The 11,970-nt window shown below is 41.1% G+C and carries 12 protein-coding genes; 1 reads left to right on the plus strand and 11 read right to left on the minus strand.

Annotation, left to right across the window (positions count from 1 at the left end):
• Positions 1–33: 33 nt before the first annotated feature.
• From katG to HUV91_RS13950, 5 genes are all read right to left on the minus strand, one after another.
• Positions 34–2,223 (minus strand): catalase/peroxidase HPI, encoded by a 2,190-nt coding sequence (gene katG / locus HUV91_RS13930; RefSeq protein WP_174493798.1) that lies wholly within the window; start codon positions 2,221–2,223, stop codon positions 34–36.
• 298 nt (positions 2,224–2,521) lie between these two features.
• The gene (locus HUV91_RS13935) at positions 2,522–3,172 is read right to left on the minus strand and encodes a hypothetical protein (RefSeq protein WP_174493799.1); all 651 of its coding nucleotides are present in this window, start codon (positions 3,170–3,172) and stop codon (positions 2,522–2,524) included.
• A 406-nt stretch (positions 3,173–3,578) separates the two neighbouring features.
• Positions 3,579–3,800, minus strand: coding sequence for a hypothetical protein (locus tag HUV91_RS13940; RefSeq protein WP_174493800.1), 222 nt, complete (start codon positions 3,798–3,800; stop codon positions 3,579–3,581).
• Between the two features lie 30 nt (positions 3,801–3,830).
• A complete protein-coding gene (locus HUV91_RS13945; RefSeq protein WP_174493801.1) occupies positions 3,831–4,949 on the minus strand; it encodes an MBL fold metallo-hydrolase in 1,119 nt (372 codons plus the stop codon).
• Positions 4,949–5,890 carry a cation diffusion facilitator family transporter gene (locus HUV91_RS13950; protein ID WP_130072161.1) on the minus strand — a complete coding sequence of 314 codons (942 nt, stop codon included), beginning with the start codon at positions 5,888–5,890 and terminating at the stop codon, positions 4,949–4,951. Before HUV91_RS13950 ends, HUV91_RS13945 begins: the two co-directional genes overlap by 1 nt.
• A 127-nt stretch (positions 5,891–6,017) precedes the next feature.
• Here HUV91_RS13950 and HUV91_RS13955 point away from each other — a divergent pair, with 127 nt between their 5' ends.
• Positions 6,018–6,464 (plus strand): GNAT family N-acetyltransferase, encoded by a 447-nt coding sequence (locus HUV91_RS13955; protein ID WP_165353024.1) that lies wholly within the window; start codon positions 6,018–6,020, stop codon positions 6,462–6,464.
• Positions 6,465–6,513: 49 nt separating this feature from the next.
• Here HUV91_RS13955 and hcaD read toward each other — a convergent pair whose 3' ends face one another.
• From hcaD to hcaE, 6 genes are all read right to left on the minus strand, one after another.
• Positions 6,514–7,749, minus strand: coding sequence for a 3-phenylpropionate/cinnamic acid dioxygenase ferredoxin--NAD(+) reductase subunit (gene hcaD, locus HUV91_RS13960; RefSeq protein WP_174493802.1), 1,236 nt, complete (start codon positions 7,747–7,749; stop codon positions 6,514–6,516).
• An 11-nt stretch (positions 7,750–7,760) separates the two neighbouring features.
• A complete protein-coding gene (locus HUV91_RS13965; protein ID WP_130072164.1) occupies positions 7,761–8,723 on the minus strand; it encodes a 3-carboxyethylcatechol 2,3-dioxygenase in 963 nt (320 codons plus the stop codon).
• A 68-nt stretch (positions 8,724–8,791) separates the two neighbouring features.
• Positions 8,792–9,607, minus strand: a complete 816-nt coding sequence (gene hcaB, locus HUV91_RS13970; RefSeq protein ID WP_130072165.1) for a 3-phenylpropionate-dihydrodiol/cinnamic acid-dihydrodiol dehydrogenase — start codon at positions 9,605–9,607, stop codon at positions 8,792–8,794.
• Positions 9,608–9,609: 2 nt separating this feature from the next.
• Entirely contained in the window at positions 9,610–9,936 is a 327-nt protein-coding gene (gene hcaC, locus HUV91_RS13975; RefSeq protein WP_130072166.1) for a 3-phenylpropionate/cinnamic acid dioxygenase ferredoxin subunit, read from the minus strand.
• Positions 9,936–10,454: a 3-phenylpropionate/cinnamic acid dioxygenase subunit beta gene (hcaF, locus tag HUV91_RS13980; protein WP_130072167.1), complete on the minus strand. Its 519-nt coding sequence runs from the start codon at positions 10,452–10,454 to the stop codon at positions 9,936–9,938. The genes hcaC and hcaF overlap by 1 nt, the downstream gene beginning before the upstream one ends.
• Positions 10,451–11,818, minus strand: a complete 1,368-nt coding sequence (hcaE, locus tag HUV91_RS13985) for a 3-phenylpropionate/cinnamic acid dioxygenase subunit alpha (protein WP_174493803.1) — start codon at positions 11,816–11,818, stop codon at positions 10,451–10,453. Before hcaE ends, hcaF begins: the two co-directional genes overlap by 4 nt.
• Positions 11,819–11,970 lie beyond the last annotated feature (152 nt).

Here is an 11,970-nt window from a genome sequence, read left to right on the forward strand (position 1 = left end):
GCCCTCAGGCGGTTTTTTAAAATCTTAAATTAATTACTTCACATCAAAACGGTCCGCATTCATCACTTTCGTCCATGCCGCCACAAAGTCTTTAACAAACTTCTCTTTGTTATCATCCTGAGCATACACTTCAGCATAAGAACGCAGAATCGAGTTAGAACCAAACACAAGGTCTACACGCGTTGCTGTATACTTCGTTTCGCCTGTCGCACGGCTCACAATATTATAAGAGTTCTTACCTGTCGGCTTCCAGTTATATGACATGTCTGTCAATGTCACAAAGAAATCATTGCTGAGTACGCCTACGTTGTCCGTAAACACACCATGTTTTGAGTCAGCATAGTTCACGCCCAATACACGTAAACCACCGACCAATACCGTCATTTCAGGTGCAGTCAAACCAAGCAATTGCGCACGATCTAACAATAATTCTTCAGGCTGAACTACATAGTCTGCTTTAACAAAATTACGGAAACCATCCGCTTTAGGTTCAAAGTCCTCAAAAGAATAAACATCAGTCTGCTCCTGAGTTGCATCACCACGTCCTGCAAGGAACGGAACTTTGACATTCACACCTGCATCCCGTGCTGCTTTCTCAACAGCTGCTGTACCACCCAAAACAATCAGGTCAGCAATGCTGACTTTTTTAACCAATGTGCTCTGAATTTCTTCAAGTTTCGCCAGAACTTTCGCTAAACGTGCAGGCTCATTTCCTTCCCAATCTTTTTGTGGAGCAAGACGGATACGTGCACCATTTGCCCCACCACGGTAGTCAGAACCACGGAAAGTACGTGCACTGTCCCAAGCAGTTGCAATCAGTTCAGCAGACGTTAATCCACTATTGAGTAATTTAGTTTTTAAACTAACAATATCCACATCAGATAGTGTGTAATCTACTTTTGGAATTGGGTCTTGCCAAATTAGATCTTCAGCAGGCACGTCAGCACCTAAATAACGGGTTTTCGGTCCCATATCACGATGCGTCAATTTGAACCAAGCACGCGCAAACACATCAGCCAATTTGTCTGGGTTATGATAGAAATCTTCTGCAATTTTGCGGTATTCAGGGTCAAATTTCAGTGCCATATCGGCATCTGTCATCATTGGATTACGGCGCACATTTGGGTTAAATGCATCAACAGGTTTATCTTCTTCTTTGATGTTAATGGGTTCCCATTGTTTTGCGCCTGCTGGGCTGGTGGTCTTTTCCCATTCATAGGTAAATAATAAATAAAGAAATTCATTGTCCCATTGGGTTGGATGGGTTGTCCAAGCACCTTCTAAACCACTGACCATAGTATTTGGACCATTGCCTGTGCCTTCTGAGTTGTGCCAACCTAAGCCCTGAAACTCGACATCTGCACCTTCAACATCTGCGCCGAGGTTTTCTGCCTTACCGTTACCATGTGCCTTACCAACAGTATGACCACCCACAGTCAGTGCAACGGTTTCTTCATCATCCATGCCCATACGGTCAAAGGTCACACGCATGTCCTGCGCGGTACGTAGTGGGTCTTGAACCCCATCCACACCTTCTGGGTTGACATAAATCAGACCCATTTGAACTGCAGCAAGTGGATTATCCAAAGATGAACGATCTTGATCATCTTTATAACGTTCTTTGGTTGGCGCTAGCCACTGACGCTCTTCACCCCAGTAAATGTCTTTTTCAGGTGCCCAAATATCTAAACGACCACCACCAAAACCAAAGGTTTTTAAACCTGCAACTTCATACGCAACTGTACCTGCCAATACAATCAAGTCACCCCAAGACAGTTTGTTACCGTATTTTTTCTTGATGGGCCAAAGTAAACGACGACCTTTATCGGTATTGACGTTATCAGGCCAACTGTTCAATGGTGCAAAACGTTGGTTACCTGTATTTGCGCCACCACGACCATCTTGTTTACGGTATGAACCTGCTAAGTGCCATGCAGTACGAACAAACATACCAATATAGCTGCCATAGTCAGATGGCCACCAGTCTTGACTGCTGTTGATCAGTTCTCTTAAATCTTGTTTAACTGCTTCTAGATCAAGTGATTTAAATGCTTTGGCATAATCAAAATCAGGATCCAGTGGATTGGTTTTTGTATCATGCTGCGAAAGGATGTCTAAGTTCAGTGCATTTGGCCACCAATCCGTATTGTCGGTGCTGGCTACACTGGTTTGTCCACCTGCCTGATGAAATGGGCAACCTGAAGCTGGCGTGTTGTTATCCATAATTATTCTCCGCATACAATTATAAATTAAAGAGATAAAGTAAGTTTTGTTGAATGGCCTACTTTAAAAACATAGCTGTTTTTTTTAGTAAATCACAGCGAATTTAACCAATTAAAACAATCGAATATTTCTATTTAAAATATTAAAAATAAATGACTTTTTTATTTTTCATATAGATAGCGATTTGCATAACTATAATGAGAGAGAAAAATCACTATTTTTTATATGGATTTAAAATTTTAATGTTACTTTTCCATATTTCCGATGCAGTTTATGAGCATGGGACAGCAGCTCTCAACTACATTCTGACCTTAGCCCCAAAGTGTTCTTTCCAGCCTTTAGTTTCCACTGCAATTTGTTTTGCTAGCCTGCCTTTCACCTCTTTTAATAATTGTTCACGTTGCTGATCATGTACAAAACGAGCATGATATCTGCTTTGCATCACCTGAATATAATCATTCAGTGTTTTTTGCTGTTGAGCTGTTTTGGGTGGACGATTTAAAAATTGTAAATATTCCTGTTGTGGATCATGCTCCAAAGGATTGCCCATAATATCTTCCACATACATCAAGGCGCTGACAGGTTTGACTGTGCCTTTGGCATCTACTGCATAGACCTGTTTACGTACACCATAGGGAAAAGCCCACAAGCCCTGACCATCCCCTGCTGCCCAATAGGTGTAAAAAATCAGTTGATTGCCTTTCACTTCATAATCACCGATTTCGGTGGTGAGAATACTGCAATCACCTGTATTGTAATGCAGTGTATGACTGAGTAATTTCTTATGATCTCGATATAATTCAAGGTCTTTACGTTCAAAGCCTTCTTCACTTTTATTTTTAACAGTTTTAAATTCAAAATTTGAATGATGAATTTGAATGGTTTGAGTTTCTGCAAAAGCGATATGGGTCAATGCGAGAGATAAAAATAAAGTTTGGAATATTTTCATTATTGTGTTCCTTATAGTAGGTTATTCAATACACGCTCGCTCTATCAGTTCAGATAGCACTAAAGGAACATAAGTACTTTTCATTATTGGGTAAAATACCGCATCTTCTGAAACATGACCAATATACTGTTCATTTAAACAGGTTTCAAATTTACAATTTTGATCCACTATTTTCTGTTGTTCTGTGGGTGGGTGCTATACAAGATAGTTCTTAAAATACAGGTGGTTATTATCATCAAAAGTGCCATTATCGACTAAAAAAATCGAATGATCTTACTCAAATAAAATCGAGTAATAACCTGAAAGCACATTACCTCTAAGACGATCAGCCATTAAGCTATAGTTATCAGCAACGGTAACCCAATCGTATTGTCGCTTCAGTTGATCAGCCAAATATTCTTCAAACTCAAAGGAAAGATGGTTTCCGCCCAACATAGTTTGGAGCATTGCCCATGAGTGTGTGGTTAGATAGATAACATACTTCGAAATGGCTATCGAAATTTAAATAATTCGGTTCAGCCATTTCAGAACAATCTTCAATAACCTTGATATTTAAAGGTAACAATATGGGCTGAATAATGTCTTGCAACTTTACTCGATCAATTTGACCTTGAATAATACACGCCATGTTTGAACGCCTCTGATTGCAAAGGGTTATTTAGACAATTAATTTACGCCCCTCTTTAATGCAATAGAATGGATTCATCAACTTAGACGTATTTTTCATCGCAAGTTGCAAGTCATGTTCAGGTTGTTCACGACTTTCATCTGTCAGTTGGAAAGTACGGTAATGGATTGCCAAAGAGCGTTTTGCTTGTAAATCGACATGTGCCTGAAAGGCATCCTGTGGATTCATGTGCATATATTTCATTAACTGACGTGGTTCATAAGCACCAATCGGAATCAAGGCAATGCGTGGTGAACCTAAACGCTTTTGAATTTCTTTGAAATGTCCTGAATACCCCGAATCACCTGCAAAGAAAAAATGTCCATGCTGTGAAATAATGGAAAATCCTCCCCACAATGCCGCATTTTGATCACGGAAGCCACGACCTGAGCCATGTTGAGCAGGGGTATAAACAATTTTTAAATTTCTAAAGAGTGCCGATTGCCACCAATCCATTTCAATCACATGCCAATCGCTTGGTAAATAATGACTATTCCCTAATCCTGTATAAATTGGCATGGCAAATTTATCATGCAACCAGCGCAAGCTTGCAATATCCATATGATCATAATGGTTATGACTGAGCAATACAGCATGGATGGTCGGTAAATGCTCTAAAGCAATTCCCGCAGGAATGACACGCTTAGGACCACGCCCTTGTTTTGGACTCACATGGTCTGCCCAAACAGGGTCTGTTAAAAAGTTATAAGGTCCGATTTGCAATAAAACTGTTGCATGCCCAACAAACCAAACTTGCCAATCATTTTCAGGTGCATTGGGACGGTTTTGTGGTAGAGCACGCGGTGTTGCATAAAACTCGGCAGCTTCTTTGGATGAGTCGACTTTCCATGTTGAAGACTTGCGCGTACTGAGCCATTTAACTAAATCCCAACGCCGATTACCCTCAGGTCTACGGACAGGATTAAAAAATTTCTCTCCATTATGGTGATCTGAAGCCAACACTCGAAATATGGGTCTGTACCATGTATGTGCTAAACAAGCCTCTGTTTCTAATCTATAGTGTAGTTGTTGTGTAGGAACGGTCGCTACAACTTCTTCGGTATGTAAAGTACGATCTTCAACCGAATTCTGTTCAATCTCTTTTGACATTACGACTCTAAACGCCCTTTCATTCGTTCTAACCACATCTGTTGTGTTTGCGGTTTAATAAATAACGCAATAATTTCAGGATGAATTTCTTTAATCTTGCTTTCGATACGATTAACACAAGCTTCGATATCATCTGAAGTTAAATTATCTTTAAATTCTAAACTCAGTGAGGCGAGCACTTGATGCGCACCCATTTGTTCAGTCAAAACACCATTGGCATAATGCACCGCAGGATCTTGCCTTGCCACTTTTAACACATTTTCTCTTAATTGTGGATCAGCAATTTCACCTAAAAGTAAACCTTTGGTTTCTCTTGCCAAAAGAACAGCAGAAATCGCCAAAACCACGCCAATCAAAATCGAAGAAATACCATCAATCACAGGAAGATTCAATTGATGTGCCAAAAAAATACCAATCAAGGCAATAAACAAACCGATCAAGGCTGCCGAATCTTCAAATAACACTGTAAATGTAGTGGGATCTTTACTACGCCTGAATGCTTGAAAGTAACTCATTTTACCTTTCATTTTTTTAAAAGATTTTAAAGCAACAAACCAAGATGTTCCTTCACAGACAATTGCAATAGATAACACAATATAATTAACATAAGGAGATGTCATCTCTTCAGGGTGTAGAACATGCTGCACCCCTTGATAAATCGACACAATCGCCCCTAATGCAAACACCATGAGCGATACAATAAATGCCCAAAAATAAAGTTCCCGTCCATAACCAAAGGGATGTTTTACATTGGGCGCTTGCTGCGATTTTTTCATACCATACAACAATAATATTTCATTGAGTGTATCGACTACCGAATGAATCGCTTCACTGAGCATCGCAGAACTATTTGTAATATAAGCAGCAATAAACTTCACCAAGGCAATCACAAGGTTACCCAAAAGTGCTGCATACACCACAATTTTGTTCGAATCTGACATTTATTGTCCTATTTTTTATCATCAAATATAGTAATTTGATTTTTATCTGCATTTTAAGTCATATTCATGCAATAACATGTGTTTTTCCTTTAATTTTTGTTGCTTTTCACATTTGAGCGAGCTTTTTATGCAAACCAAAATTCGTTCATCTTTAATCTCTGAGCATCGGCAGCTTTTATCTGTTTGGCAAAAATGTACAGAAAATATTCACAATACATCTCATCAACAACATTTATTAAAAATAAAAGAACTTATCACTGAATATCATTATTTTAGACATTTACAGTTATTTCATATTGAAATCAATCATGAAATTGTCGGCTTTATAGGCTTGGCTTATCAAAAAATTGAAATGTTCTATGTACATCCACAATATGTCGGGTTAGGCATAGGTTCAACTTTACTTCGATATGCTTTATCTTTAGGAATTCGAGAAGTGGAAGTCTTAGAAAATTATCCAGATTTACAACATTTTTATCAAAAACATGGTTTCCAAGTCATTGCGCGTTCACCCTGGGATACGCAAGGACAACTTTGTCCAACATTACATTTACGCCTACATACGCCTTGCTAAATCCATAAAAAAACCTGAGTAAAAGTACTCAGGTTTTTTATCTAGCAGATTATTTGACAAGTTTACGTAAGTCTTGTGTTAAATCGAGATATTTCTCTGCTTCAAAGGGCGCTTGCTTGCTGATGAGTTTTTTCAAGTGACGCATGTCTTTGGCCGCATTCACGGTAATACCCCCCACAATCACGCCATCCGTCACACCAAATAATACAAATGATGATTCAGCACGTTGTGCAGGATTGATTTCACCACGTACCAACCATTCTGCTGCTGCCATATCACCGACAAACTGATAGTTAATGTCTAACTGATCTGTCCAGAACCATGCTGGATTTGCCACAGGATGCTCAACCCCCATCACATGACGAGCAAAGATACCCGCTTGTAAATTGGCATTTTCCCATGTTTCTACACGACGATGCTGACCACAATCACGAAGTTGAGTCGCAACATCACCCGCTGCATAGATATCAGCATGTGAGGTTTGGCAGTTTTCATTCACTTTAACTGCAAAATCAACATCTAAACCAGCATCGACTGCAAGCTGAGCATTCGGCACAATACCAATACCATACACCACTGCATCTGCACGAAGTTCTTCGCCATCAGCCAAAGTTACGACAACTTCTTCACCGTCAAGCTTACAGTCTGCAATTGAAGTAGATAACCGTACATCAACACCTGCAAGACGTTGTTGTTCGAGCAAGAACTCACTCAAAATGCGAGGCGATGAACGTCCCATCACCATTGGTCCCATTTCAATCACGGTCACTTGACAGTCTTTGAAACGTGCAGATGATGCAAGCTCAAGCCCAATCACACCACCACCAATTAAAATAATACGGCGACCCGCTTGTAAAACAGGCACAAGCGCTTGTGAATCTTCAAGATTACGCAAGGTATAAACGTGTTTACCCAGAGCATCGAAATTGGGTAAGCGACGTGCTGCCCCACCTGTTGCAAGCAACAACTTATCAAAGGCAAGCGTTTCGCCATTTTTTAATTCGATGGTTTTGGCCTCTGCATTAATTTTAACCACGCCATTGTCAGCAATATGCTCAACACCTAAGTCAATGAGTTTTTGCTCTGACAAGATCTCAATCTTGGTCTCTTCAGGTTTTAAGATGACATCTTTAGATAAAGGTGGACGTTCATAAGGCAGATGTGTTTCATCACCCACCAAAATGATTTTGCCTTCATACTTGTTTGCACGAAGTTCTAAAATGGCGCTCGCACCAGCTTGACCAGCACCAACAATCACGATTGTTTCAATTTCATTTTGGCTCATGGGTTTTATCCTTATTTCAATTCTGCAGATACAATACCGAAACCGGCAATCCACTCACTAATATCTTCATAACAATGTGTCGTCATGTCATATTCACCAATTTCATGCAAGGCTGCAAAGGCTGCCATCCACGAACGCACTTCTTGACCACCACGACCGCCATCACGACGAATTTCAGCTTCTGTCATGGCTTCGATGCTTGCAAAATCCGCTTTGGCAAAAGTGTCTAATAAAGCACGATCCCATTCAGGATTTAACGGCACAGCCACAGAGGTATCACCTGCTGCCAACTTTTGACCGACCGCAATAATTTTACCTTGGCGTGTGTTACGTGCTTCCTCAGTTGGGTTACGACCCGCAATGAGGAATTCTTCCACTTCTGGTGGTACTGAGCCCATTTGTGGTGTCGGTGGATCATGTGATAATCCGCCTGTGCCTAAAACAAGCACACGTTCATTTTCAAGATTTAACGACTTAATGAACTGACCCACTGCACGACCGAGCGCTAAAGTACGCTTGGTGGTTGGCATCGGTGCAGCAGCGCCATTGATAAAAATGGGAATGGTTGGATAACGATCAAGCTGACCGCCACACAAGAAATGTAGTGGCTGAGTCACACCATGATCCGCTTGCATACGGTATGAATACGCAACATCAACGCCTTCGTCCAACACACGACGGACTAAACCTAATGCCTTTTCTTCAGGCACATCAATGTGTGCATTGTCTTTACCATAGTCCCAATCGCCTGCGGCAGTGGCACGAATACCCACGCAGAAACTTGGCATCAAATCATAGAAGAAACCATTAAAATGGTCTGGACCAAAAGTAATAATCAAAGTCGGATCATAGGCTTTAACTTCAGCCGCAAGTTTTTCAAACGTATCACGAACGGCTTGTTCTTTACGTTGTTCTTGTGGTGAAGCAAACTCCATTAAAGGACTGTGCGATGCACAAATCAGTTTCACAGCCATGAGAGACTCCTAAACAGGCAAGGCAGCCAAATAGGCTGCCAAATTAATCCATTGATGCGATAACGCAATTATTCATCAAAAAAACCAGCGCGTGGCTGACGTAAACCACGAATACCCAAACCACATTCAGCGTTAATTAATACGCCTGTTAATGGACGGTTATTGGCACGTGATGCAAGCAAGACATATGAACCTGTCATATCTTCAGGCTCAGGTAAGAAATTCAGTGGCATGCCACGCGCAATTTTCTCAGGATCACGAGCATCGAGTAGACCCAAATTTTCTTGACCTAAAGATGCCGCACCTTTGATATTCACATTCATACCTGACGGCGCAACTGCATTCACTCGTACTTTAGGCGCAAGCTCATAGGCTAATTCTTTCATAACACCAACCCCTGCATGCTTAGACGCTGTATATACAGGGCCTCCGCCAGCAGAGTACAGTGCTGAATTAGACAAAGTAAATATGATAGAACCTTCAGAAGCGATCAATGCATCGAGTGCAGCTTTGGCACCAAGGATCAGCGACTTGGTGTTAATGCCCATGATTTCATCAAAAGCTTTTTCTAACTGCTCACCTGAGGTATTGACGATATCGGCATAGTGATCCCAAATACCCGCATTTCCAACAAAGCAATCCAGTTTACCAAAACGTTCTACGGTAGCATTTACAGCACGAAGATTGTCTGCATAGCTAGCTACATCGCCTTCAATTGCAAGAACCTTACCGCCGAAGTGCTCATTTAAGGCATCGACTTTGGCCTTTGAACGCTGAAGAACGGCCACTTGCGCACCTTCTTCAATAAAACGCTCCACCAATGCCCAGCCTAAACCTGAACCACCACCCGTAATTAATGCAACTTCGCCTTGTAGCCAACCCATGATTACTCTCCTGCCATTTCTACGAACAATTGACCATCTTCAACAATCACAGGGAATGTTTTGATTGGATCAGTTGCAGGTAGACACAATGCTTCACCTGTTTTCAAACAAAAACGTGCAGAATGTAGTGGACATTCAACCGTACCGTCGTCTTCGAGATAACCTTCAGACATGGATGCATTACCATGGCTACACTTGTCATTCATCGCGAAGAATTCACCGCCGTTATTAAATACAGCAAGCGCTTCGATACCATTCACACCACAATCTACTTTAAGGGCTTCGCCTTCATCCAAGTCATCAACTTGGCAAACAAAAATCTTATTCATTAGAAGAATACGCTCAGGTTGTGTGAGTTATACGTCACTTGGTCTAGGGTAATTTTACGGTTGAAAATCTGCCATCCTAAGCCGCCTTCAACTTTGCGGATTTTGTCATGACGTTTACCGCAGTAAATCGTCACGTCTTTCTCTTTTTGTGTACGGTACAATAAATAAGTCACGTAAACGTCATATTCGCCTTCAACTTCTGTCGCTTCTACGATGACATTTGAAACCATATGGGTGGTACGTGAAGGAGGCTCTTCTGCCCAAGCCATGCCTGTTTCAAGACGAGCCACTCGACGCTCTAAAAGATCTTTCGTGTCATTGAAAACCCAAGTTGTAGGAGGCTCAACTGAACGACGACGATCACGTGTTTGCGCGTTTGGTGTAGTACGAAGCGTATAAGAAATATCTTCAGCTAAGGTGTCTAACCATTCACGGAATTTCCAATCATCTAGCAATTTTGCTTCACGATATAGAAACTGACTAATCTCGTGATGAAGTTCTAAACTGATCTGACTCATTTCATAAGCTCCTTCTCATATTCGTCAGCGGCTTTCTCTACGTCTTCCCATTTTTCATGGATTAACAAATCTGCCCAACGGCGGTACATACCACGTGCTGCAGTTTCAGAGAAAATGTAGTTGGTAATACCTGGAATACCATCTTCACGGATTTTTTCTTTGCCTAAACCCATTTCCATGATCAATTGGTTTTTACGTGCTTTATAACCACGTAAGACTTTTTGAATCTCAATCCAGTTCTCAGAGTCATCTTGCTCTAGGAAACCCGCAGGACCAAAGGCACGTGTTGCAGAACGTTCAAATGCTTCTTTCACTTCTTGAGATGCTTCAGCATCTGCAATACAGAATGCCCATACTTCAGTTTTGTTTGGACCACGTGGGTGCCATACACGAAGCGTTGCAGTACCGTTCAACCAAGATAATGTTGGGAACATGGTGTTATGACCTGCAAGACGTAATGCACGAACTTCGCCTAAACGTTCTTTTACTTCTTCATAAGTTTCACGGAAATAGTTGGCAACTTCACCATCCACCCATACGTTCGCATCGGGTTGTTCTGTAAAGAAGAAACCTGAACCATGACCACGTGAACCGTATTGGATTGCATCTTTCGCCGTTTCCCATACAGGACGAGCCGTTTGGGCAGCACCTAATTTTTTCGATGATTCATCATCTGGTTTTGCACCCAAAACTTGAATCGCTGACGCATGAGAGAACAATGCATGGTATTGGTCAGATGCAAACTGTTCTGCTGCAAATTTCCAGTTACACTCGATTTCCCACTTATGCACACCACCGATGATTTCTGTACCACCCGGACGACGGTCTAATACGCCATCTAAATACCAAGCGATATCACCCATGTATTCTTCTAGATCAGGTGTTGTTTCATCCCAACAACCGAATATTAAACCTTTATAAGATTTGACACGGTTAACTTCGATCAAGCCCCAATGCTCTTTACAAGCACCTTGTGGAAATGCACGATCTTCAAGTGGAATATCTTTCAGAGAACCATCAACACCATAAGACCAGCCGTGATATGGGCAAGTAAATGCACGTGTATTACCACAGTCTGCAAAGCTCACACGCATAGAACGGTGACGGCATTGATTGAGTAATGCTTTAATTGAGCCATCTTTTTGACGGACAACAATGATTGGATCTTCACCCATATAGGTATTGAAGAAATCGCCTGCCTTTGGAATTTGGCTTTCATGGCAAAGGAATAACCACGTACGACCAAATACACGTTCAAGTTCTAATTCATAAAGATCTGGATCTGTATAAATAGAAGGTGAAATACGGCCATTTTGTGCATCGACTAATGCGTCGATTTCGCGCACATCAATTTTTCCACTCATGAAAGCTCTCCTGCGACAAACGTGGGGTCACAAACTAAATGACTTAAGTTGAGGTGATCATCGCTTTTGAGGGGCACTTTATGGAAATATTTATTTTGTTTTAATTAAGATATTTTATGAATTAATAATTCGATTATTTTTTATCTAAAAAT

The organism is Acinetobacter sp. Marseille-Q1623 (assembly GCF_902809895.1).
In the GTDB taxonomy this organism is placed as follows: domain Bacteria; phylum Pseudomonadota; class Gammaproteobacteria; order Pseudomonadales; family Moraxellaceae; genus Acinetobacter; species Acinetobacter piscicola_A.

Coding starts and splice junctions, on each gene's coding strand:
- HUV91_RS13935 (WP_174493799.1), bottom strand. CDS start 3,172: ATGAAAATATTCCAAACTTTATTTTTATCTCTCGCATTGACCCATATC.
- hcaC (WP_130072166.1), bottom strand. CDS start 9,936: ATGAATAAGATTTTTGTTTGCCAAGTTGATGACTTGGATGAAGGCGAA.
- HUV91_RS13945 (WP_174493801.1), bottom strand. CDS start 4,949: ATGTCAAAAGAGATTGAACAGAATTCGGTTGAAGATCGTACTTTACAT.
- hcaB (WP_130072165.1), bottom strand. CDS start 9,607: ATGGGTTGGCTACAAGGCGAAGTTGCATTAATTACGGGTGGTGGTTCA.
- hcaF (WP_130072167.1), bottom strand. CDS start 10,454: ATGAGTCAGATCAGTTTAGAACTTCATCACGAGATTAGTCAGTTTCTA.
- hcaE (WP_174493803.1), bottom strand. CDS start 11,818: ATGAGTGGAAAAATTGATGTGCGCGAAATCGACGCATTAGTCGATGCA.
- HUV91_RS13940 (WP_174493800.1), bottom strand. CDS start 3,800: ATGGCGTGTATTATTCAAGGTCAAATTGATCGAGTAAAGTTGCAAGAC.
- katG (WP_174493798.1), bottom strand. CDS start 2,223: ATGGATAACAACACGCCAGCTTCAGGTTGCCCATTTCATCAGGCAGGT.
- hcaD (WP_174493802.1), bottom strand. CDS start 7,749: ATGAGCCAAAATGAAATTGAAACAATCGTGATTGTTGGTGCTGGTCAA.
- HUV91_RS13955 (WP_165353024.1), top strand. CDS start 6,018: ATGCAAACCAAAATTCGTTCATCTTTAATCTCTGAGCATCGGCAGCTT.
- HUV91_RS13965 (WP_130072164.1), bottom strand. CDS start 8,723: ATGGCTGTGAAACTGATTTGTGCATCGCACAGTCCTTTAATGGAGTTT.
- HUV91_RS13950 (WP_130072161.1), bottom strand. CDS start 5,890: ATGTCAGATTCGAACAAAATTGTGGTGTATGCAGCACTTTTGGGTAAC.